Consider the following 25,072-nt stretch of genomic DNA (forward strand, 5'->3'; position numbering starts at 1 on the left):
GGAGAGCACCGAATGCCCGTCATGCCGATGCTCGTAATGCAGCATCACCCCGGCGCCATTCGGCAAAACCTTATTGATCAGAACGAAACGATCACCCCGGCGAACATAGGTCTCCCTGTGCTCAAGCCCCCGCATCAGCACCAACCGATCTTTGCTGAGGCGAATGACGGTCAGATTTTCAATGGCGTTGAAGTGAAAGAGTTTTACCTTGGGAAGGGGGAACTCATGGCTGCGTCCGTCGAAGTCATGAAACACCAAACCGTCGCCGACGAGATCAAAACGTGTAGTAAACGCCGTAATCCACCGCGCACCGATAACGTCCTGATCGTAGGCATCCAGACTCGAACAGTAAGTCCGCGTCCACTCAATCGGAAAAGGCCCTGGCAGGCTGAAATCGGTATGGCTAACCGACTCCGAACCCATCGCAAAACTGATGCTGTGGCGCGTCGACGCGCATGTGCAGGAGCAGGGACAGGCACAGGTGCATTTTTTCAGTACGTGGGGCCGACCCTTCGCGGGCTTTTCATGCTGAACAACCTCAAGCTTCCCTTCACCCAACCTGCGCTTGGCCTGATTAGTCACCCCCGGCTTGATGTTGAAGGATTGCCCGTGCCCATTGCGCGCACGCCAATTGACGACCGCATCGTTCAAAGTAACCAGCAGCGCGGCGATGGAGTGTTGAGCTCCGGGATCCGCCAACCCTTTCATCTGCGTCCGAAGCTGAGGAGCCAAAACACGCAACAAATCGGCCTGTCTGACCACCTTTTCTTCAACTGCTTCAGGCACGAGATGTTCGACGGCGCCATTCACCGCACCCTTGCCCGCCGCAACGCAAACCTCCGCAGCCGCCGCAAAAATATTCCCAATCGCCGCCTTAGGATCGTAAGCCCAGAGATCCCCGGCGGCATGGACCAACTGCTCCGCTTCCAGCAAATCAGCCTTGGCGTTGAGGTCCGGCCTAACCAGCTTTTCAAGGCCAGCAGCGATCTCAATCAGCACGCCTTGCCCAAGCTTCCCCGCATCCTCGAGAATCCCGGGAAGCTTGGCCTGCGCCTGACTCACAAAATCATCAAGGGTCCCGACGATGGTTGCATTCAGGTGCCCGATCAGAACCTCGATCAGCGCATCCCCCAGCACCATCTTCCCCGCCTGGCGCATCTCCTGACGCACCAGAAACAGCATCGGCCGCAGCGTCATTCGCGCTGCCGCCATGCCCGGCGGAATAGGCACCATCCCGATCAGGTTGATGCCCAAACTCACCCAATCGAGCGGGTCGCGTTTGTCACTGGTCGCCAGCCGAACGATGTCATTCAGCGCATCGACCAGCGCCATGATATTGCCCACCACCGGCAGCCCACCGGCCACGGTCTTGATCCGCTCAAGCGTGACAACCCCGCCGCTGATCTCCTGCAGCCAGGCATCGACATTGGCCGCACCCGCTCCCACGTCCTCAACCTGAATCAGATCAAGCGGAACAATCGCCACCTGAGCTTCGCGCTCTCCAATGCCCGCGCTCATGACAACTTCTCGCCGGCCAGCAGGCCCGACACTTCAAGCAAGCCCTCATCCACCGTGGGCACTGGCAGGCTCGGAAGCTTCCCGCTTTTGATCATCCCGCTCAGAAGGCCTGAAGCGATCGGCAGAGCCGCAGTCGCCAGCGGCGGCAAGCCCAATCCCGCCGCCCCAGCGTCAACCGCGGCCGTCATGACTTGGGCAACATCCCAGTTCTTGCTCGGCAGCCCCTCGGCAACCTCCGTCTCTAACGGCGCTGGTACCTCCCCCGCACCCGGCGGCAGGACCGGCCATTCGGGCTTGCCGATGAAGCTGCCTTCCGTCCAGGTGTCCGCCGGGTCCTTGCCGAAGGCCACCCTGCCAGGCCCGGGTGCAGCACCAGGAACGGTCGCGAAGCCCTTGGTATCAAGGGACCCTTTAAGCCGCTGGCCCAAGGCGTCGATCACCTCGAAACCGCCGCCCTGAATCCCTTGCTGCCCCGCGTACTGGTTGAACAACTCAAGGTCGCCCTGCCCTGGTTTCGGTGGCTCGGGGAACACGCCCGCGAGGTTTTTCGCCGAGGTGTAGGCGAAGTTGGCGGCGTGGGCGGTGTACGGGCCGGTGGTGACGTGGGTGATGCCCGCGGCGTTGTAGGTGGTGGCGCTGCCGCCGCCCTGAATCACCAGCTCGGTTTTGGCGGTGAGGGTGATGCGCTCGGCGTTGGCGGTGATGTTGAGTTTGGCCAGCAGGTTGATGCTGTCCTTCAGGGCGCGCACGTCAATGTCGCCGGAGGCGGCAACCAGACGCCAGCCGAGGCTTTGTACGAACAAGCGCATGCCCTGGCTGGCGCTGGCCAGGAGGCGTTTACCCACGGAAAAACTGGTGTGCCCCGTGCTGCTCAAGGCCAGGTGCTCGCCGGTGGCGATGTGACTGGAGCGTGGGGTGGTCAGGGCGATGCCGGCCGGGCTGGCGAGGACCAGATGCGGTTCGGTGAATTCGGGAAACTCGTTGGCGCTCTTGTTGGCGGGGCCGCTGCCGAGCACGCCCTGATGCTGGGCGTGCAGGGCTTTGGCGACGTCATCCTGATCGCCGGGTTCCTGGGCCTGCAATTCCTTGGCCTGCAGGGCGAAGCCTTCCTGCTGGTCGGCGGCAGTGGCCAGGCGTTCGGCGGTTTCCGGCAGGTCCTTGTGGTGCTTCGATTCGTTGGGCCGTGGCTCAGTGGTGATCAACAAACCTGCAGCGGCGCGCACGGCGCCGTGGCGGTCGGTGCGCAGCTCGAAACCTTCGCCCCGAGGCTGGCCGCCGGCGGGTCGCGGATGGGTCAGGTAACCGAGGTTGATGGCACTGGCGCCGTGATCGCTGCGCAGGGCAATGCTGATCTCGCTGGTGGTGTCGTCGATGCGCAGTTCGTTGGCGCGGCCGCCCTTGTATTCCTTGCTCTTGACCGTGGCCACGGTCTTGAAATCGGGCAGTTTGTACGGCGGCAAATGGGCGCCGTGGTACAGGCAACCGGTGATGAGGGGCTGGTCGGGGTCGCCTTCGAGGAAGGTGATCAGGACTTCCATGCCGACCCGCGGCAGGTTGATCGCGCCGAAGTTCTGGCTGGCCCAGTTCGAGGCCACGCGCATCCAGCAACTGGTCTTGTCGTTGTGCTGGCCTTCGCGGTCCCAGAAGAACTGCACCTTCACCCGGCCGTGCTGATCGCAGTAAATCTCCTCCCCTTCGGGCCCGGTGACCACGGCGCTTTGGGTGCCCAGCACCTTCGGTTTCGGATGTTCCAGCGGTGGCCGGTAGTGCACGTCCCACGGCGTCGCGCTGAAACGGTTGCGATAGCCCTGATGGAAATCGCTTTTCAAGTCAGTGACGTCGCTGGTGATGACCTCTTCCAGCACCTGTGGCTGCTTGCCTTCGTGGAAAACCTCGGTCAGCAGCCACAGGTCGTTCCACAGCGGGTTGGCGTGCCCGGTCAGGGCGAGAAAATGGCCACTGACCAACCGTGGTTGATCGCTGCTGCCTTCGGCCAGCCGGTAGTCGCTGCGGTGGCGCTCGAGGGCGCGATGGGCCAGATGACGGCCTCGTTCGCGATCGGCGAAGCGGCCGGGATAGTCATAGTCCTCGAGGTCGGGGACTGCCGCACTTTTGGCCGTGCTCTCCAGCTGGAACTTCGGTTTGGTGAAGTCGTAATCGCGGCGCGTGGTGCGGCTGGTGCGGGTGTTCATGCGCAGGCCGAAGCGCTTGATCACCTGGGCGTCGGCGACCAGTCCGGTGTCCTGCTGATAGAGCACCGGCGCCAGTTTCGGGAACACCGTCTGGTCATCGCCGAACACCAGCAGATGGCCCTTGGCGCTGTGCTGAAAATGAAAGTGAATGCCTTCCTCTTCGCACAGGCGCTGGATGAAATGCAGGTCAGACTCGTCATACTGCACGCAGTACACCCGCTCGGGGTAGGTCGCGCCGAGCTGGAACCGGTAATCGATGGAAAGAATGCCGTGCTCTTCCAGGACCTGGCTGATGATCTGCTGCACCGACATCTGCTGGAAAATACGCTGATTTATCCGGTGCGCCAGATAAGCCAGCTGAGGCCGCAGGGAAATCCGGTAGCGGGTCAGGCGTTTGCCGGCGTCCCCCTGGGCGATGCTGTACGCCAGCCCGTGAACCCCGGTGCCGTCCTCGGCCAGCTGCAAAAACGTCTGCGCGTGCAGCAGGCTTTCCAGATCGAGCGCAGCCTTTTCGCTGACCAGCTCCAGCTCGAATTCGAAGGGTTGGTTGAGGCGCTCCCGACCGGTGAAAGACAGCACTTGAAACAACGTGTCCTGCCCGTTGAGGGTCAGGCTGAATTGGGCTTGGTTGGCCGGTGCGAACATCCCTTGTTCCTTATGCGCTGTTGCGGCAGACGTCGATGCAAAGGAGGCGATCAACGACTGCAAATGCGTGGAAGGACAGCGAACCGCCAGGCGTCGGCGGTGCTCTCCGCGGTCTGAAAATCGCGACCTATCGGGGTTGATCGCGCATCCAGAGGACGACGGAGATATCAAGGGCCGTGCCAGCAGGCGCGCGGCCCCTATGCCACAAGGGTTTGCGGGAGATTCTTGCGGGCTGGGCGAGATGCCTGGTCAGGACTCACGGGAAATGTGCGCAAGGAGTTGCGCACCCCTGCGCAAGTTCTTGCGCACTCCTCTGCAGCCCACCAGCGATGTGGTCTGCAAGTCGGTAAGCCAGTAATTGGCGACGGTGTGCTGCGCAACTTCTTGCGCATGATGGCGATGGGGAGTCACAGGGAAGCGAGGGGTGTGACAGGGTGCAAAGAGGTCCGGCAGGGATCGGCAGCATCGCGCCGCCGATCCCTATGGCGCCGGATCAGGACTCGGCGTCGGCGTCCGCCAGGTGAGTGTTGAATGCAGGCCGCGTCCCGCCCACTCGCGCAAGGAAATACAGCGCCACCCCCACCAGCATCAGCGCCCCCGCACGCAGCCAGGTTTCGCCGCTTTGCTGCGTCAGCAGGATCAGGCACGACACGATCGCCAGCACCGGCACCCACGTCGGGACGCGAAAGTGGTCAGCCTCGACGGTGTCCTTGCGCAGGACCAGCACGGCGAGGTTGGTGCTGATAAACACGAACAACAGCAGCAAGACCACCGTCTCCGCCAAGGTTGCCAGTGAGCCGGTCAGGGTCAGGATGATCGCGACCACTGTCGTTGCGACGATGGCCACCCACGGCGTCCGCCGCTCAGGCAGCACGTTAGACAGCGCGTTGGGCAGCAGGCCCTGGCGCGACATGCCATACGCCAGACGGCTGGACATGATCATCGTCAGCAGCGCGCCATTGGCCACGGCCACCAGCGCAATGAAAGCGAATACTTGGGGCGGAATGCCCAGATGCGACGCCTTGACCACTTCCAATAGCGGTGCCGAGGAATGCACCAGTTGCTCGATGGGCATGACGGTGGCAGCGGCGATGCCGACGCCCATGTAGATGGCCCCGGCGATCAGCAGCGCACCGAACAATGCGCGGGGATAGACCGTGCGCACGTTGCGCACTTCCTCCGCCAGATTGGCCGAGGTCTCGAAGCCCACGAACGAATAAAACGCCAGTAACGCAGCGCCGAGCACGGCAAACGCGGGGTTGACGCCCTCCTTGAATTGCACGGCGCGTGACAGGTCCCCATCGCCGGAGCGGAAAAACCACGCGGCCGCGACAATCACCAGCAGCAGGCCGGAGACTTCAATCACCGTCATCACCAGGTTGGCGGACAGCGATTCCTTGATGCCGCGCGCGTTGAGCAAGGCGATCACCACCAGGAAGATCAGCGCGACGACGTGAGGCGGCAGGTCGATGAAAGGCGCCATGTAGTCGCCGGCGAACGCCAGGGACAGCCCGGCCGCGCTGGTCACCCCCGCTGCCAGCATGCAGAAGCCCACCAGAAACGAGATCAATGGCGACTTGAACGCCTTGCCGGCAAACACGGCAGAGGCGCCGGCGTGGGGATATTTGGTGACGAGTTCGGCGTAAGAGCCTGCGGTGAGCATGGCGAAACACAGGGCGATGAGCAGCGGTACCCAGATCGCCCCGCCCACTTCACCGGCGATGGTCCCGGCCAGGGCGTAGACACCTGCGCCGAGCACGTCTCCCAGGATGAAAAGCAGGAGCATGGGGCCCGTGACCGCGCGTTTGAGGGCTTGGCTCGGTTGTGGCGAGTGTGATGTCATGGGGTGGCTCCGGCGGTGTTCGGCCCTTGGGTTTAAGGATGTCCCGGTTGGCGAGATTTAACGGGGCTGATTGAGCGACAACGCTTCACCGTAAATCAACCAGCCCCGCGTTGCGAAGAACGCCTGACTTAAGCCGGCTTCCAGGTCACCGCATCTATCCCCAATCGCTCGGCCTTGGGCTTGGAGAGCTTGATGGCTCTGTCGCTCCGGTATTTGGGGATGTCAGCCACACCGGCGTCCACCGCAGCCCAGTGCCACGCCTCAGCGTTGTCCATTTGCGTGGCGCACACGTAGAACCAGCGTGGCTTGCCATGGAAAAGGTATTCGATGCGGTAGTGTTGGGTATGTTGCATGGTCTTGATCTCGTTCAATGTCGATTTCGTTGTTCGGTTTCCATCTTGGGTGGACGACTGACTCACCGCAGGCGGGTTGAGCGACAGACTAGGGATCCGCTTGTGGCCCGGCGGATCGACTGTTGGTACCCGGAGGCGAGGGTTTGGTCGGTTGCATGATGTGGCCGCGACCGGTGGGGTCTGCCAATTGCACCGCGTCGCCGTGCTGCCAGGCGTCGGCGCCCTTGAGCACCGGCCGGGCCTGAATGTCCGCGCGTTGCGAGCGCTTCTCCCGGGTATCAATGCCCATGCGGCGGTTGCGCTGTTCGACCATGGCCGGGTCTGCCTGGCCGTCCGCCGTAAAGCCCATCATCAGTTGGGGCACGCCCAATGGCAGTTGCTTGTCCTGGTCGGTGTGCCAGGTGTGCCAGGTTTTGCCATAGGTATTGGCAAGTTTGGCCATCAAGGCGTGTTCGGTGCTGGCAGGAATACCCGGCGCCACCAATTGCCCCGACTTCACTTCATGGGCATGGCTGTGCCAGAGGCGCTTCTCGCCATCGGGCAGCTTCTCGAAGAGCTCAGCGCTGATGATGTATTCAACGCCCATCAACTTGGCATCCCGCACATTGCCGTCGTAAATCACGCACTGAATGAACGCTTCACTCAGCACCGAGCAATAGTGATGAGCTTCCATCTGCACGTCAGGATGACCATTATAAAAATGAAAGCCATCCAGATAGGCGTTGAGCGCTTCGATGGGCGGACGCGACTGCAGCGTCGCGGCACCCGCGTCGAGCAGGCCGAGGGTTGCGCTGGTCGGCTTGCCGGGAGTCGGCACACTGGATCGAGTGTCGTCACCCGCACACCCGCTCAATGCACCACAGGCCAAGGTGACCGATAAGGCCAGGCTTGGGCTGAAACAGGCTAACTTCTTCTCAGGGGATGACCGCATTGAAAGTCTCCATAGTTGAGGCCTCAGGCTTTCAAGGGCGGCTTCGTGCCGCGTTCTAACTGGGCGGGAAACCCATTGATTCAATCAAATGCAAATAAGCCGGGGCAGACAATGCGCCGGTATAAAGTTGACCCTGTGCCGGAGCCGGATGTTCATCCTTAATGTCAACTTTCGGGACGAGCGGCTCAGAGGCGAATTAAGACTGTTAGTTGACGCCTTACATCAATCAAAGAGATGTATTAAGTCCGGCAGCAGCCTCGAATCATTCATTCGGATAGGCGCCGCCTCAGGTCAATAAACAGCTCGCACCGCCTACCCGACACCTATCAAAGCCTTTTAACCATCGAACAGCGCGGCTCACTGGATTAGTTGTCCGTCAGTGACAGTCGACACAGCCCGTTAGTTGATATCGGGGAGCCATCATGACTGCCATCAACGAGAAACCCGGGCAACTTCGCCAACGATTGTGAGCCAGTCAATCGCTCTCCAGCCTTACGGTTTCAGCACCCGGCAAGTCCAGAGGTTCTCCTGCGGCGATGCGCTCGGCCTGATCACGCCCCCGCTCCAGCCCTTGCTCGACGGTCGATTCCGACGCCGGCAGTCTGAACAGATGCTCCACTACCCTTTCCCCGTCCGCTGCGTAAACACAGACCAATACTTCGACGAAGTCGTTATTGGCCCGAGCGCGAACTTCCAGCTGACAGCCATTTTCCGCCGCCTCGCTGTAGGACTCGTCGGTGAGTGTTAGTTGCGCCCAGCTCTGATAGACATCACCACGATTGAACATTCAAGACTCCTGATTGGGTTTATAAGTGACCGTCGCTACTTGCACGGGTAACGCGCCCCGCCATTGAGACGGGCAATCAGCGAAACAACGGAACGGTTCATCGGCCGCTTCGTTAGTTCACCTTTTTTCACGGGCGGGGATGCTCGACGGAGGGTGTTCTTTCAGCCTCGCCACGCGCCCGTGTGTTGCGCATGTTCCGTTGGGCACGGCAACGCTGAAAAAAGTCATTTTCTTACACAGCGCCAGCGAGCCAGAGCGCCCCGCGTCGCAAGCGCGGCCATGGCTATAGAAACCAACCCTGCCGCCGATATCCTCTGACAGTCATAACGTTCTGCAGCGCTGCAAGTTGTGGGGTTCGCCGTTTTTTTCTTTTTGCGCGCGTTAGGTTCCTAGTCATGAAATTCCCGTCTTTTGATCGACTGAAAATGCTGGTCTGCGTGCAGCGAGACAACACGCGTCTGATGGAAGCGCAATACATCGCGCTGTCCAGACAGTTGCCCATGATGTACGTCATTCTGCTGATCAACACCCTCGCCCTCGCGGCCACCCATTACGGCATCGCTCCGCTGTGGCTGACGGTCTACATCCCGGTGTTGCTGACCCTGGTCGGCGCCGTGCGCGCGGTCCTCTGGTGGCAGAGCCGCAGTCAGCACATCACCACCGAGCGGATCTTCAGAAAACTGACCCGTACCAACCAGCTCACCGTATTCATCGCGTTCGGCTTCACGATCTGGGCGCTGCTGCTGTTTCCCTACGGCGACACATACACCAAGTCCCACGTGGCCTTCTACATGGCGATCACAGTGATCGTCTGCATCTTCTGCCTGATGCACCTGCCCTCTGCAGCGATGATGACCACGGCGGTGGTCAATATCGCCTTCGTGGCGTTTTTCGCCAGCGCCGGCAATGCCACGTACACCGCGATGGCGGCCAACGTCTTTCTCGTCTCGCTGGCGATGATCGTGGTGCTGCAGAATCACTACGGCGAGTTCACCCGCCTGGTCAACATGCAGATACGCACGGAAAAGCTCAGCGACGACAATGAACGACTGGCCAACGAAGACAGCCTGACCGGCCTGCCCAACCGGCGACAGTTCTTCAACCTGCTCGACCGTGAACTGAACCACGCCCGGCACGACGACACGCGACTGGCAGTGGGGATGATCGACCTGGACGGTTTCAAGCCGATCAACGACTCCTATGGCCACGGCGTGGGCGACAAGCTGTTGCGCCAGGTCGGCCAGCGGCTGCGGGCATTTGCCAGTGAGCAGCTGCATGTGGCTCGCCTGGGCGGCGATGAGTTCGGGCTGATCATCGTCAGGGCCGGTGATGAAAGCGACCTGATCAAACAAGGCCAGTCGCTGTGTCGCACCATGCGCCAGCCTTTCGTGATCGGTGACATTCAGGTCAGCATCAGCGCCTCCATGGGCCTGGTAGTGTTTCCGGACCTGGCGAGCACCTCGACCGAGGCCTATGAGTTCGCCGACTACGCGCTCTACACCAGCAAGCGCGAAACACCCGGCGAGCTGTGCATGTTTTCGCCCGGCCAGCATCAGCGCCTCAAGCGCGACATGCTCACAGAGCAGGGCCTGCGCCAGGCCAATGTCGCTGAAGAATTCACCCTGGTGTTTCAGCCGATCGTCGACATCCGTACCTCGCGCACGGTGGCGTTCGAAGCGCTGGCCCGGTGGATGAGCCCGAAGCTGGGCAACGTCGCGCCGGGCCACTTCATCGGTGTGGCCGAGCGGATTGGCCTGATCCACCGCCTGACGCCACCGCTGCTTGAAAAAGCCCTGCACGCGGCGCAGTTGTGGCCGGCCGATGTCAGGCTCTCCTTCAACCTGTCGGCCCACGATTGCTCGTCGATGGAGGCCGTTGAACTGTTGATTGAGGTGATCCGTCAGAGCGGTTTCGACGCCTCCCGGCTGGACCTGGAGATCACCGAAACCGCCGTCATCAAAGACCTCGTTCAAGCGCAAAGGGCGATCAACGCGTTCCGTGAGCTGGGCTGCGGCATTTCCCTGGACGACTTCGGCACCGGATATTCAAGCCTGAGCCAGCTTCACGCCCTGCCGCTGACCAAGCTGAAGATCGACCGCTCGTTCATCACCGACATTCACCAGAACGCCGCGAGTTTCAAGATCGTCAAATCACTCCTGGCCCTGAGCCAGGACATGGAATTGCAGTGCGTCAGCGAAGGCGTTGAAACCGAGGCGGAGCTGGAGGCGTTGCGGACCCTGGGCTGCACGCTGGTTCAGGGCTACCTGTTCTCACGGCCGATGCCCCTCGAGCAGACCCTGGAGTGGATCGGCTCAACGCCGAGCGTGCCTGTGGCGGCGATGGTTCTGTGATGGTGTTCCGGGAAGAGCACAGCGGCGCTTGTTGCCGCTGAGAGGATGGCAACGGGCGTTGCCGATCAGGCGCTGTGCTGAACTTTCATCATGGCCAGGCCAATGAAGCGTCGCGAGTCTTCCTGGAAGTCTCGCACCTGGGCGGCGAATTGCTCTTCGCGGACGTCCTGGTGGCGCGTGCTGAAACAGGTGGCGACGTCGGCGATCACCTGCGTCGTATCGTTGAGGGTCTGGTGAAGCGTGCCCAGAATGCCGACCGCATTTCGATTCGAAATGACCACTTCGCGGTTATTACCAGAGAACGTCCTGACCGAAGACGGCTGCTCGTCCGCATCCAGTCTGTCCGCAGTGCCCAGCAGGGGGTTGCCGGAAAACAGATAATGCATGTCAACGCCAGCGTCACAGACGCGTTGAAGATAATCGGCCTTGGGTGATCGATGGCCACTTTCGTAGTGACCTTGGGCGTTAGGTTCGACGCCGCCTATTCTGGCAAACGCAATTTGCGTCAGACCAAGCCGTTTGCGTTCTTTTCTCAAACGCGTTCCAAGCGTTTCCATGAGCAAACTCCTGCTGAATTCACGCCACGCGATGGAGCGGTGGGTGCAATGGGGGGCTGGAGTGCGAGCTTCCTGGGTTAGCGAAATAGCCTCGTACGGTGGGAACTCACCACCTTACAGCGTTTGCAACATGAGCGAACAAGTATTTGGCCAGCCTGCGGATTAGCCGGTGTTGAGTCATGCTTTCCTGACCCATCCTCTTTTGTCCGACAAAAAAAACGGCACCTCCATTACCCGACGTACATCCAGCTGAATGTACGCAACGGGATCAATCAAATCCCGGCAGCCATTGTTGGCCGTCCTCAAAATTGACCCGCTGAAACGCAAACGTTTTCCCCCCATACGAACGGATTAGCGCAAATCTGCCGACGACCGGTAGATCGCCGTCTAACTCAATATTTCTGCCGGTATATCAGTCGTTTACGTGATACCAGACGCCTCACATAGACAAACGTCAAAGTATTTTCTATTGATCTCGAATGGATCCCATCTAGATTAATGGCAAACGGCTTTCATCCAAATAAGGAACAAGGTTGCGCCTGCTTCAATGAATCGGGTGGCTGGTATGACACGCCATTAACCGCGTTGTTGTAGTGCTAAAAGCGAAGAAAGGGACTGTCGAATGGATAATATTGTTGTAGCCAATAAAGCAACATCCGAACTCACTGCCAAAACCTGGGGAGATCTTTCACTCAATTCACCGTCCGTTGTTCAAATGCCCGTCCCTCCCAGTCAAGTTGCTTCGGTCTCCCGCAATGGGCAAGACCTTGTGGTGAACTTGAAAAATGGCGAACACATCAAAGTCGCCAACTTTTTCAACACCGCGCCTGACGGTCCCAACAGCGACATGGTGTTTCAGGGCGAAGACGGCACGCTTTGGCAGGCGCAGTACGACACCCAGTCCTTCAACGGTTTCACATTCGACGAAGTCGATTCCCTCGACCAGCTCATCGCAGACGCTGGCGTAGTAAGCGGTTCGACCCCTACGTTTGCGATTGCCGGGCTCGGCCTGTTGGGCGCCGGCGGTGCGGCGGCAGCCGGCGTTGGCGGCGCCGGTGGTGGGGGTGGTGGCGGTGGTGCTCCCGCTGACACTTCCGCGCCCCTGGCGCCGGGCAACTTGCTCGTCAGTGCAGACGGTACTCTGCTGACCGGCACCAGTGAAGCCGGCGCGACCATTCAGGTGCGCAACAACGCGGGTGCCCTGCTCGGCAGCGGTGTCGTGGCGCCGGACGGGACGTTCAGTGTGACCCTGAACCCGCCACAAACCAGCGGCCAGCCACTGGCGGTCAGCGCCACCGACCCCGCAGGCAACGTTTCACCGACCACCCAGGCGCCAACGCCCGACACCGGCGGTGATCAGCCTGGGCCAGATACTACGGCTCCCGGCGCTCCGGCCAATCTGGCGGTCAACCCCACCGGCAGCGTGCTGACCGGCACCGGCGAAGCGGGTGCGACGATTCAGGTTCGCGCCGCCGACGGCACCCTGCTGGGCAGCGGCATCGTCGCAGCTGACGGCACCTTCAGCCTCACCCTGAGCCCGGCGCAAACCGACGGCCAGTCGCTGACCGTGACAGCCACCGACGCCGCCGGCAATATCTCCGTGCCGGCTCAAGCGCTGGCACCGGACATCGATGTCACCCCGCCAGGCGACACCACGCCGCCTGATGCGCCGGCCAACCTCGCCGTCAGTGCCAACGGCACCCGGCTGACCGGTTCCGGCGAAGCGGGTGCGACCATTCAGGTGCGTGCCGCCGACGGCACCCTGCTGGGCAGCGGCACTGTCGGCGCAGACGGCACGTTCAGCCTCGGCCTCAACCCGCCTCAAACCGACGGCCAGTCGTTGACCGTTAACGCGGTCGACGCCGCCGGTAACGTCTCGCCGCCGGCTCAGGCGACCGCACCGGACATCGACGTTCCACCGGTCGACACCACCGCGCCCAACGCCCCGGGCAATCTCGTGGTCAGCGCGGACGGCACGCGCATCAACGGCTCCGGCGAAGTCGGCGCGACCATTCAGGTGCGTGCCGCCGATGGCACCCTGCTGGGCAGCGGCACTGTCGGCGCAGACGGCACGTTCAGCGTCGGCCTCAACCCACCTCAAACCGACGGTCAGTCGCTGACCGTCAATGCGGTCGATGCTGCGGGCAATGTCTCCCAGCCTGCTCAGGCCCAGGCACCGGACATCGACGTCACTCCGCCCGGCGGGGATGTCACGCCGCCCGACGCACCTACCGGCATTGCCATCAGTGGCAACGGCGCGATCGTCAGCGGCCGTGGCGAAGCCGGCAGCACCGCGAGCGTCATCGATGCCAACGGGAACGTCCTCGGGACGGCCGTTGTGGGCACCGACGGGCTGTTCAATATCACCCTGAACGCGCCGCAAACCGCCGGTCAGTCGCTGCAGGTCACCCTCACCGACGCCGCCGGCAACACCTCGCCTAATGTGCCAGTGCAAGCACCGGACACCACGCCGCCAGCGGCGCCTTCGGATTTCGTCTTGTCGGCTGACGGCCTGATCCTCACCGGTCGTGCCGAAGCCGGCTCTCGCGTCCTTGTGCGCAATGCGTCGGGTGCGGTCATCGGCGCCACTCGCGCCGGACTGGATGGCACGTTCAGCGTGACCCTCGACACCGCGCAGACCAACGGCGAAAAGCTCAACGTCAGTGCCACGGATGCGGCCGGCAACTCTGCCTCGGCCGAGCTGACCGCGGCCGACACAACGCCACCCGCCCAGGTCACCGATGTGGTGATCAGCGCCGACGGCACCCAGGTCTCAGGCAAAGGCGAAGCCGGCGCGACGGTCACCCTCCTCGACGCCACCGGCGCCGCAATCGGCACCGTGGTGGTCGGCGCCAACGGCACCTTCTCCACAACCCTGACACCGCCGGTCAACCCCGGTGATCAGGTGCAGGTCACCCAGACCGACACCGCAGGCCTGCCGTCCCCTGTGGTAGTGGTCACGGCGCCTGACGCCAGTGGCCCGGCGACGCCTTCCGGGCTGGTCATCAATGCCGACGGCACCCAGCTGACGGGTACCGCGAGCGCCGGTTCGCTGGTCCAGGTGCGCGATGCCAACGGCGTGCTGCTCGGCAGTGTAACGGTTGGCAGCAACGGCAGCTTCACCGTCGTGCTCAACCCGGCCCAGGCCAACGGCGAAGTGCTCGACGTGGTCGCGGTGGACGGTCAGGGCGAAAGCTCGGTCACCGTTCCCGTCACCGCCCCCGACATCACCGGTCCTTCCGCCGCCACTGATCTCGCGGTGGCCAACAATGGACTGACCCTGACCGGCCGCGGCGAACCGGGGTCGAGCGTTTCAGTGCGCGATGCCCAAGGCAATGTCATCGGCACCGGCGTAACGTCCGCAACGGGCAACTTCAGCGTCACCCTCGCTTCCGCTCAAACCAATGGTCAGGCGCTGCAGGTGGTCCTGAGCGACGCCGCCGGGAATCCGTCCCTGGCGACGCCGGTCACCGCGCCGGATCTGGATGGCCCGCTGCAACCGTCGGCCATCAGCATCGATGCCAGCGGCACCACGCTGACGGGCACCGGCGAGGCCGGGTCGACGATCACCGTCACCGACGTCAACGGCAACGTGCTCGGCACCGCCGTTGCGGCCGCGAACGGCCAGTTCAGCGTGATCTTGAACAGCCCGCAGAACAACGGCCAGACCCTGCTGATTGGCGCAAGCGACAGCAGTGGCAACCCGGCCTCGCCCGTGACCTTTGTCACGCCCGACACCCAGGCGCCCGCCGCGCTGACCGGCGTTGCCCTCGACGGCGCCGGCCTGATTCTCACCGGGACCGGTGAAGCCGGTGCAATCGTGACGGTGCGTGATGCGGGCGGGAACATCATCGGCACCGGCCAGGCCGGCGCCGACGGCCGCTTTACCCTGACCCTGACAGCGGCGCAAACCGACGGTCAGGTGCTGCAAGTCACCCAGGCCGACAGCGCGGGCAACCAGTCGCTGCCGGTTCCGGTCACTGCGCCGGACCTTAGCGCACCGGCACCGGTGACCAACCTCGATCTGTCGGCCAATGGGTTGATCGTCACCGGCAACGGCCAGATCGGCGCCACCGTGACCGTCAAGGACGCCCTCGGCGCGACCCTCGGCAGTGCCGTGGTTGGCAGTGACGGACGCTTTGAAGTCACCCTGTCCAGCGCGCAGATCAACGGCCAGGAGCTCAACGTCTCGCAAGTCGATGGCTCGGCCCTGGCGTCTCCGGCCGTGCAACTGCAGGCAGCAGACATCCAGGCGCCCGACGCCCCTACCGGCCTCACCCTGAGCGCCAACGGCCTGACGCTGAGCGGCCAGGGCGAACCCGGCGCGACGGTCAACGTGCGGGACGCCAACGGCACGCTGCTGGGCACCGCGACGGCTGATGCCGTGACCGGTCGCTTTGACGTCACGCTCACTTCGGCCCAGGACGACGGCCAGGTGCTGGTGGTCAAGCAGACCGACGCAGCAGGCAATATCTCCCCCGCGTCCTCTCTTACCGCGCCGGACACCACTGCGCCGGACGCGCCGACCGGCATCACCATCAGCAATGACGGCTTGACCGTGTCCGGGACAGGCGTTGCAGGCGATACCGTTCAAGTGCGCGATGCCAGCGGGACCCTGCTGGGCTCCGCCACCGTCGCCACCAACGGCAGCTTTGCGGTGACGCTGAGTCCGGCGCAGCTGGACGGACAGGTGCTGAGCGTAACCCAGACCGACGCCAGCACCCTGCCCTCGCCGCCCGCGTCTGTCACGGCGCCCGACATCACGGCACCGCCTGCGGTCATCGACCTCACGCTCGACGGCAATGGCCTGCTGACCGGCACCACCGTGCCCGGCGGTTCGGTGAAAATCCTCGATGCCAACGGCATTCTGATCGGCAACACCACCGCCGGACCTGACGGCACGTTCACGTATACCCTTCAGTCCATCCTGAGAAACGGCGAGACGGTGCAAGTGGTCGCCACCGATGGCACCAACGACGCCCTGGCGACCCAAGTGCTCGCCCCCGACACCACCCGGCCGGTCGACGTGACCAACCTGGCGATCAGCCCGGACGGCGCGAGCGTCTCCGGCGTCGGCGAGCCCGGCACCACCGTTACCGTTCGCGGGCCGGGCAATGTACTGCTCGGCACCGGCACCGTCGGCCAGGATGGCGCATTCGTCATCGGCCTCAATCCGCCTGCCGCCATCAATACCAACGTCGACGTCACCAGCACCGACGCCAGCGGCAACGCATCCAACCCGGTTACCCTCCCAGGGCCGGACGGCACGCAGTTGGCGACTCCCAGCGACCTGGCCGTCAGCAGCGACGGTTTCATTCTCACCGGCGCCGCCACTGCGGGGAGCACGGTCAACATCCTCGACAGCAACGGCGTCAGCCTGGGCAGCGGCAGGGTCAACAGCCTCGGCCGCTTCAGCATCCTGATGCGTTTCGCCCAACTGAATGCGCAGACCTTGCACGTCGTCGCCACCGATGACGCAGGGCACACCTCGGTCACCGCGCTGGTGGTCGCCAACGACCTGACGGCGCCCGAAGCCCCGGCCGGGCTGACCATCAACGCCGATGGCAGCTCTGTCACCGGGCGCGGGGAAGCCGGCGCGACGGTGACCATTACAAACAGTGGCGGCACAGTGCTGGGTTCCGGCATCGTTGCGAGCAACGGCGTTTTCACCATTGCGCTGACCCCGTCGCAGCTGGATTCGCAGCCCCTGACGGCGACCCTGATCGATCAGGCGGGCAACGTTTCCCAGACCGGCAGCATCATCGCGCCGGACCTGACGGCGCCCGGCGCCGCCACGGGTCTGACCATCAACAACGTCGGCACCGTGGTCAATGGCCTCGGCGAGGCTGGGGCGACGGTGACGATCCGCGACGCTGCAGGCAACATCCTCGCCACGGGGCTGGTCAATCAGAGTGGCCAGTTCCAGGTCACTCTGCCAAACGCCGTCACCACTGGCGCGCCGCTGACCGTCACCCTGACCGACGCGGCGGGCAACGTCTCGGCCGGCACTGCCCTGGCGACGGTGGACACCACACCGCCGGCCCTGCCACAGAATCTGTTGATCAGCGCCAACGGCAGCACGCTCACCGGCACCGGCGAGGCTGGTGCGACGGTGAAAGTCCTCGACGCCAGCGGCACGCTGCTGGGCACCGCGCTGGTGGCAAATGACGGCACCTTCACCGTGACCCTCGCGCCTGCGCCCAACAACGGCCAGGCTCTGGACATCAGCCAGACCGACCCGAGCGGCAACGTCTCGCCGTCGGCGAATCTGACGGCGCCGGACATCACCCCGCCTGCCGCCCTCACCCAGGTGTCGGTGAACGCCGACGGCCTGACGGTGATTGGCCGTGGCGAACCTGGCGCAACGGTATCGGTGCGCACGTCCGGGGGTGCCCTTTTGGGCACGGCGCTGGTGGCCGCCAATGGCGCCTTCAGCGTCACGCTGAGCACCGCGCAGATCAACGCCGAAGTCTTGACCGTCACTCAGGAAGACCCGCCCGGCAACGTGTCGACGGCGGTCAATGTGACGTCCGTGGACCTCACTGCGCCGGACAGCCCAAGCGCCCTGCTGCTCAGCGGCAGCGGCGTGCAACTGGCGGGGAACGCCGAAGCCGGCAGCACCGTCATTGTCCGCGATGCTTCCGGCAACGTGCTCGGTTCAGGCGTCGCCGGGGCCAACGGCGTGTTCCAGGTCACCCTGTCCAGCCCTCAACTCAACGGTCAGAGCCTGAGCGTCACCTCCACCGACGCGGCCGGCAATGTTTCGGTGCCTGCGGCTTATCAAGCCGCCGACACCACCGCGCCCTCGGCTGCCAGCAACCTGGCCGTCAGCGCCGATGGCCTGACCCTGGGCGGGACCGGCGAGGCCGGGGCAACGGTGGTCGTGCGCGATGCCAATGGCAACGCGCTGGGCACGGCGACCGTGGCCGCCAATGGCAGCTTTACCGTCGGCCTTAACCCAGCGGCAGCGGCCGGCAGCACCCTGACCGTGATTCAGACCGACGCCGCCGGCAATCCTTCCGATGCCAGCACGGTGGTTGCCCCGGGCAATCTGGCCGAACCTGCGCCGGTCAATCTGGCCCTTAGTGCAGACGGCCTGACCCTGACCGGTACCGCCAACGCCGGCAGCACCGTCAGCATCCGCACCGCATCCGGTGTCCTGCTGGGGACTGCGCTGGTGAATGGCGACGGCACGTTCAGTGCACAGCTCAATGCGGCGCAGCTCAACGGCGAGTCGCTCTCGGCCATTGCCACCTCCAGCGACGGCATCAACTCGCTGGCAACCGGGTACCTGGCGGCGGATGTCACCGCCCCGGGGGCGCTCACCGATCTGGCCATTAATCCCAACGGCGTGACCCTGACCGGCCACGGCGAAGCGGGCGCGACGGTCACGGTGCTTGGCGCTGGCGGGGTTATTCTGGGCACTGGGCAAGTGGGCGCCGACGGCAACTTCTCGCTGACGCTGAACGCGCCGCAGATCGCTGGCCAGTCCCTGAGCATCAGTCAGACCGACGTCGCCGGCAATGAATCCGCCAGCATCGCGCTCACCGCCAGAGACCTGATCGCCCCGAATGCCCCGCTCGCCCTGGCGGTTACGCCAGACGGCGCGGTGCTGTCGGGCACCGGCGAACCGGGCGCGACGGTCAATGTGTTCAACGCCAGCGGCGCCCTGATCGGTTCCGGCAGCGTGCGCATCGACGGCACCTTCCAGCTCACCCTGACCACCCCGCAAGCCAACGGCGAACTGCTGGCGGTGACCCTGACCGATGCGGCCGGGAATACGTCCCTGCCCGCCGACCTGACCTCGGTCGACACCACGGCGCCGCTCGTCCTGACCCAGCTGAACATTTCCAGCGATGGCGCGACGCTGACCGGCCGCGGTGAAGCCGGGGCGATTGTCACAGTGACCAACAACCTCGGTGCCCTGCTGGGCACGGCAACAGTGGGCAGTACCGGGGCGTTTACCCTGGTGCTGGTCCCGGCGCTGTCCAATGCCGAAGTGCTGACGCTGGTGCAACGGGATGCCGCCGGCAATGTGTCGCCCCAGGCCAGCCTGACCACGCCAGACTTCACGCCGCCCGAACAGCTCGACAATGTGCGAATCAACGCGGCCGGCGCGGTAATTACCGGTACCGGTGAAGCCGGCGCCACTGTCACCGTTCGCGATGCCAGCGGCACCCTGCTCGGCTCAACGCTGGTGCTGACCGATGGCACGTTCAGCGTCACCCTCTCCACCCCGCAGATCAACAACCAGGTACTGAGCGTTCAGCAGGCCGACCCGCCCGGTAACGTCAGCGTGCCCGCGACCGTCATCGCCCCGGATTTGACGCCACCAGCGGTTGCCACCGACCTGCAGTTCAATGCGTCCGGCAGCGTGCTCAGCGGCAGCGGTGAAGCGGGCGCGGGGGTGCGCATTACCCTGGCCGATGGCACGCAAGTCGGCACCGGCACCGTGGGCGTCGATGGCAAATTCCTGATCACGTTGACCCAGACGCAGAACGCCGGCCAGCCCGTGTTCGTCGTGCTCACCGACGCTGCTGCCAATGCCTCGGCAGCGGGCTCCGTCGCCTCACCCGACCTGACGCCGCCCGCAGCGGTCACCAACGTGCAAATCGATAACACCGGCGTGGTGGTCAGCGGTCGCGGTGAAGCAGGCGCCAGTCTGTTGATCACCGATGCCGCCGGCAACATTGTCGGCACGGGCGTGGTCGGGGTGGACGGCAATTTCGCGGTGTCGCTGTCGGTGCCGCAAATCAATGGCGAGCTGCTGTCGGTGGTGCAACGCGATGCTGCGGGCAACCCGTCCGCCGGCGCGCCGGTAACGGCACCGGACACCACGCCCCCGGCGCTGCCGGTGGTGACCGCACTGAGTGCCAACGGCCTGACGCTGACCGGTACGGGTGAAGCCGGCGCGACGGTCAAAGTGACCAGCGCGACCGGCGCCAGCCTCGGCAGCGCCACGGTGCAGGGAGACGGGACCTTCAGCGTTGCGTTGAGCACCGCCCAGCTCAATGGCGAGAAGCTCAACCTGACCCAGACCGATGCGGCGACCAACGTTTCCGGCACCGTGGTCTACCAGGTTCCCGACGTGACCGATCCGGCTGCGGTGACCAATCTTTCGGTCAGCCAGGACGGTCTGACGCTGAGCGGACGCGGCGAACCCGGTGCTTCGGTGAGCGTTTCGCTGACCGGCGCAAGCGTGGGCACGCCTGCGCTGGGCACGGCCATCGTGCGCGCGGACGGCACGTTCAGCGTTTCGCTGTCGACTGCGCAGCTGAACGGTCAGTCGTTGTCGGTGGTGCAAGTCGACGCAGCGCTGAACGATTCGGCGCCGGTTCCCGTCATCGCGCCGGACAGCACGCCACCCGCAGTGCCGGTGTTCACCTCGCTTACCGGCAACGGCACGATCCTGCAAGGGACCGCCGAAGCCAACAGCACGGTGACCGTGCGGTCCGCCGACGGCACGTTGCTGGGCTCCACGCAGACCGACGCCGGGGGACGTTACGAGGTCGGGCTGAATCCTGCGCAAACCAACGGGCAAGTCATCTCCATTACGGCGACGGACGCGGCCAACAACGCTTCTGCGCCGCTGGTTTACACCGTGCCGGACACTCAGGCGCCTGATCCTGTCACCAACCTGACGATCAGTGCCGATTACCTGCTGTTGGCAGGTCGCGGTGAAGCGGGCGCAACAGTGACCGTCAAAGACTCCCTGGGTATCACGCTCGGCATCGGACAGGTGGCTGCCAATGGCACGTTTGTGGTGGGCCTGCGGGCCGGCATCACTGCCAACGACGTCCTCACGGTCGGTCAGGCGGACGCCAGCGGCAACGCCTCCGGGACCCTCGACCTTACCGTCCCCGTAACCCCACCACCGAATGCGCCAACCAACTTGCTGGTCAGCGCCGACGGACTGACGGTCACCGGCAGCGCCGCAACGGGCACCACTATCACGGTGTACAGCGCAACCGGCGTTGTGCTCGGGACGGCGGCTACTAATGCGGGCGGCACCTTCAGCATCACACTCAATACCGCGCAAACCAACGGCGAAAGCCTGGGCGTGACGGCCAGCACCGGAGCGGGCGGCGCATCCTTGCCGGCTGCGGTGCTGGCGGCCGACTCCACGCCGCCGACGGCGCTCGCCGACCTTGCCGTCAGTGCAACCGGCACCTTGGTGACCGGTCGTGGCGAAGCCGGGGCGACGGTGACCATCACCACCGCCGCCGGTGTCACCCTTGGCACTGCGCTGGTCAATGCCGGCGGCACCTTTGGCGTCCTGTTGAGCCCGGCGCAAGCCAACGGTCAGATCCTCAACGCCTATCAGACCGACACCGTGGGCTTGCAGTCGACCGTCCTGCCGGTCAATGCGCCCGACATCACCGCGCCCAACGCACCGGTGTCGCTGGTCCTCAATGGCGCCGGCACCGTGCTGAGCGGGATAGGTGAAGCGGGCGCGACAGTGACCGTGCGCAGCAGCCTCGGGGTCGTGCTCGGGACGGCAACCGTCGCCCTGGACGGCACGTTCAACGCCAACCTCTCGGCGGCCCAGCTCAATGGCCAGGTGCTGACGGTGAGTCAGCGTGACGCCGCCGGTAACGTCTCGGTGCTGGCTAATGTCAGTGCCGTCGACACCACACCGCCCGCTGCCCTGACCAATGTCGCGCTGAACGTCGCGGGCCTGCAGGTCAGCGGCAACGGCGAAGCCGGCGCGACCGTGCGCGTGACCAACGCATCCGGCACGGTGCTCGGTACCGCAGTGGTCAATGCGGCGGGCGGGTTTGTCGTCTCGCTCTCCAGCGCGCAGTTGAACGGTCAGGTATTGAGCGTTCAACAAGCGGACGTGGCGGGCAACGTCTCGGTCGTCGCGACGGTCAACGCCCTCGACCTTCAAGCGCCGAATGCACCTTCCGCCCTGTCGCTGGCCGCCAACGGCCTGACCCTCAGCGGCAGCGGTGAAGCCGGCGCGACGGTCAACGTGTTCAGTGCCAACGGCACGCTGCTGGGCACAACAACCGTAGGCGCTGGCGGAACGTTCAACCTCAGCCTTAACACAGCACAACTGGACGGCCAGGCGCTGACGGTGCGTCAGGTCGACGTCGCGGGCAACGTGTCGGCGGCCGGCAGCCTTCTGGCACCGGACATCACGGCGCCGGGCGCACCTACGGCGGTGACCGTGAACGCCAGCGGTTCGGTGGTGACCGGGACCGGTGTCGCCGGTTCGACGGTGATCGTGCGCAATGCACTGGGCACTGTACTCGGCACCACGACAGTGGCCGCCAATGGCAGCTTCACGGTGGCACTGAACGCCGCGCAGATCGATAACCAGGTGCTGAGCATCACCCAGGCGGATGCCGCCGGGAATGTGTCGGCGGCCGCCAGCGCCATCGCACCTGACCTGACGCCGCCTGCGGCTCCGGGTGCGCTGCTGGTCAGTGTCGATGGCCTGACGGTCAGCGGCACCGGGGAAGTCGGCTCGACGGTGCAGATCAAATCCACTGGCGGCGCGGTGCTCGGGACGGGCACCGTCGGGGCCACGGGGCTGTTCAGCGTCACCCTCGCCCCTGCGCAGATCAACGGCGAAACCCTGCTGGTCAGCCTCACCGACATCAAGGGCAACCTCTCGGTGGTGGCCAACGTCACCGCGCCGGACATCGACGTTAACACCCCGGTCATCGCCAGTGACAACCTCACCACCGCGTCGGTCACGCTGGTACCGGTGAAGACCACGCAGAACTTCGCGGACTCCTTCACCACGCTGCTGGCCGGGTTCTCCAAAGCGTTTGTGTTCACGGTCAACAGCGGCACCAGCCTTGATCCGACCCTGACGCTGACCACCGGCAGTGCGGTGTCCTTGCTCGACGGCTTGGTCTACACGCTGCAAGTGAAGAACGCCAGCGGCAACTGGGTCACGCTGGACGTCAACGGCAACGGCGGTCTGATCGACCTTGTGGCCCTGACCGGCCAGGGCGTGCGGGTGAACATCGGTGATTTGCTGGGTGGCGATTACCGGCTGGTCGTGTCGAGCACCGGCATCGGCGTGGTGACTAACGTCACCACCCAGCTGCAGCTGGACGTTACCAGTCTGACCCAGTTCAACGGGGTGGCCGGTGCCGCCGTGACCGGCAACGTCATCACCAACCCGGGCGTTGACGGCCAGGCGGACGTGACCGGCCCGGACAACGGCGCGGTGTTGCAGGTGCTGAAAAACGGCAGCTACGTCACCGCGAGCGCGGGCACCACAGTGCAAGGCCTGTACGGCACGTTGACCATCGACGCCAGCGGCAACTACAGCTACACGCCGAACGGCGCGGTCACCAGCGTCGGCAAAGTGGATGTCTTCAGCTATCAGCTGGTGCACCCGAACGGCCTGAGCGACACGGCCAATCTGTACGTGCGCATCGACAGCCCGCAGGCCACCGAGGTGTGGAGCGATACCAACCTGGCCAGCCCGGCGTTCCTGGTCGACGCCACCAACGACATCGCGGTCAGCGACATCACCCTGGTCAACAAGGAGGTCATCACCAATTCCACGCTGGGCAGCTTCAGCGTGCCGCTGGTCGGCACCGGCAACGGCTCCTGGACCACCAGTGTGGCGGCCGGCACCGTCACGGACCTGACGGTGGTGGTCAATTCCAGCAACCTGCTGAGCCTGCTCGGGTCGATGACCGTCGGCCTGTACAAGCTCAACACCACCACCAATCAATACGTGCTGGTGAAGAGCTATGGCGGCAGTGCGCTGGCGAACCTGGGCGGGGGCAATTACGGCATCCGCTTCGACGACCAGACGGCCGGCAGCTACCAGGTGAAAATCAGCTCCGGCGGCATCGGTGTGCTGAGCACCGTCAACGCCAGCCTGATCAACGACGCCACCTACACCAATCAGTTCGTGGTCAGCAGTTACACCCCGGTGGCGGGCAATCTGCTCACCGACACGGCCGGCGGCGGGGCTGATGTGCTGGGCTCGGCGTACACCGTGCTCAATGTGCTGGCGGCCGGCAGTTACGTGACGCCGGGCTACAACGGCACCACGATTGTCGGCACCTACGGTTCGCTGCTGGTGCAGGCTGACGGGCGCTACACCTACACGCTGACGCCAGGGCAGACCGATGCAGTCATCGGCCATGAAGACATCTTCACTTACCAGCTCCAGCACCCCAACGGCACCACCGACACGGCGACGTTGACCATTGATCTGGAACAGGCCGGTGCCGTCGTCACTACCTCGTTCGCCGCGCTGTCCACCGTAGCGAACGTCGATGATCACAGCGCCCTGACGGCCGTCGCCACCACCGGTGCCGAGCTGATTCAAGGCACGGCGGGCAACGACACGCTGGACGGGTCCCATGGCGGTGCGGTGACGCTGCAAGGCGGCGCCGGCAACGACACGCTGATCATCGCCGACCAGCATTTCGCCTCGGTCGATGGCGGTACGGGCACCGACACCCTGCTCTGGGCCGGGGGCGATGCGACCATCAACCTGGGCGATCTGCAGAGCCGGATCCACAACATCGAGGTGCTGGACCTGAACCACACCAGTGCCGTTGCGCTGACCATCAGCCTTGCGGACCTGGTCTCCATTACCTCGGCCGACAACAACACATTGATCATCAAGGGGGGCAGCGAGGACACCGTACACATGACCAGCACCTGGGTCGCCGGCGGTGCGCAACAGGCCGATGGCGTCGATTACACCCAGTACACGCCGCAGGAAGATCCAACCCATCATCTGTGGGTGCAGAACGGTATTCACGTCGTTTGATCGGCCCGCCGCCTGGCGCTGCCAGCGGCGGGGTTCAACCGGCCGATTGATTGGGTCGGCCGGTTGATTCACTAATAGGGAAGCTCTGTATTCGTACAGTAAGGAAGCCATGTGGAGCGCGTTCGCAAGCAGAAAT

The 25,072-nt window shown here is 64.1% G+C and carries 8 protein-coding genes and 1 pseudogene; 2 read left to right on the forward strand and 7 right to left on the reverse strand.

Translation table 11 applies throughout. The features are described from left to right. From QWI20_RS23780 to QWI20_RS23805, 6 genes are all read right to left on the reverse strand, one after another. Positions 1–1,518 (reverse strand): DUF6531 domain-containing protein (locus QWI20_RS23780; RefSeq protein ID WP_369307498.1); only part of this gene is annotated, 1,518 nt, incomplete at its 3' end. Next, a complete protein-coding gene (locus QWI20_RS23785) occupies positions 1,515–4,355 on the reverse strand; it encodes a type VI secretion system tip protein VgrG (RefSeq protein ID WP_369307499.1) in 2,841 nt (946 codons plus the stop codon). The genes QWI20_RS23785 and QWI20_RS23780, both read right to left, overlap by 4 nt. A 493-nt stretch (positions 4,356–4,848) precedes the next feature. After that, on the reverse strand, positions 4,849–6,141 hold the full coding sequence (locus QWI20_RS23790) for an APC family permease (RefSeq protein ID WP_369307500.1): 1,293 nt from the start codon (positions 6,139–6,141) through the stop codon (positions 4,849–4,851). 185 nt (positions 6,142–6,326) lie between these two features. Then, entirely contained in the window at positions 6,327–6,551 is a 225-nt protein-coding gene (locus QWI20_RS23795; protein ID WP_282373075.1) for a DUF6555 family protein, read from the reverse strand. Positions 6,552–6,639: 88 nt separating this feature from the next. Next, on the reverse strand, positions 6,640–7,482 hold the full coding sequence (locus QWI20_RS23800) for an OBAP family protein (RefSeq protein WP_369307501.1): 843 nt from the start codon (positions 7,480–7,482) through the stop codon (positions 6,640–6,642). A gap of 475 nt (positions 7,483–7,957) precedes the next feature. Beyond that, on the reverse strand, positions 7,958–8,269 hold the full coding sequence (locus tag QWI20_RS23805; protein ID WP_369307502.1) for a hypothetical protein: 312 nt from the start codon (positions 8,267–8,269) through the stop codon (positions 7,958–7,960). Between the two features lie 395 nt (positions 8,270–8,664). Between QWI20_RS23805 and QWI20_RS23810 the strand changes: the two genes are divergently transcribed. After that, on the forward strand, positions 8,665–10,620 hold the full coding sequence (locus QWI20_RS23810) for a putative bifunctional diguanylate cyclase/phosphodiesterase (protein WP_369307503.1): 1,956 nt from the start codon (positions 8,665–8,667) through the stop codon (positions 10,618–10,620). Positions 10,621–10,979: 359 nt separating this feature from the next. On the opposite strand, the pseudogene QWI20_RS23815 reads toward QWI20_RS23810, so the two are convergent. Next, positions 10,980–11,177, reverse strand: a pseudogene (locus QWI20_RS23815) (helix-turn-helix domain-containing protein); the annotation flags it as partial. A gap of 622 nt (positions 11,178–11,799) precedes the next feature. Here QWI20_RS23815 and QWI20_RS23820 point away from each other — a divergent pair. Continuing rightward, positions 11,800–24,936, forward strand: coding sequence for a BapA/Bap/LapF family large adhesin (locus QWI20_RS23820; protein ID WP_369307504.1), 13,137 nt, complete (start codon positions 11,800–11,802; stop codon positions 24,934–24,936). Positions 24,937–25,072: the final 136 nt, after the last annotated feature.

The organism is Pseudomonas sp. W2-17, from assembly GCF_041060445.1.
GTDB lineage: Bacteria > Pseudomonadota > Gammaproteobacteria > Pseudomonadales > Pseudomonadaceae > Aquipseudomonas.

Bases quoted from the DNA above. Each gene is read 5' to 3' on its own strand.
- QWI20_RS23785 (WP_369307499.1), bottom strand. From the start codon at position 4,355: ATGTTCGCACCGGCCAACCAAGCCCAATTCAGCCTGACCCTCAACGGG.
- QWI20_RS23790 (WP_369307500.1), bottom strand. From the start codon at position 6,141: ATGCTCCTGCTTTTCATCCTGGGAGACGTGCTCGGCGCAGGTGTCTAC.
- QWI20_RS23795 (WP_282373075.1), bottom strand. From the start codon at position 6,551: ATGCAACATACCCAACACTACCGCATCGAATACCTTTTCCATGGCAAG.
- QWI20_RS23800 (WP_369307501.1), bottom strand. From the start codon at position 7,482: ATGCGGTCATCCCCTGAGAAGAAGTTAGCCTGTTTCAGCCCAAGCCTG.
- QWI20_RS23805 (WP_369307502.1), bottom strand. From the start codon at position 8,269: ATGTTCAATCGTGGTGATGTCTATCAGAGCTGGGCGCAACTAACACTC.
- QWI20_RS23810 (WP_369307503.1), top strand. From the start codon at position 8,665: ATGAAATTCCCGTCTTTTGATCGACTGAAAATGCTGGTCTGCGTGCAG.
- QWI20_RS23820 (WP_369307504.1), top strand. From the start codon at position 11,800: ATGGATAATATTGTTGTAGCCAATAAAGCAACATCCGAACTCACTGCC.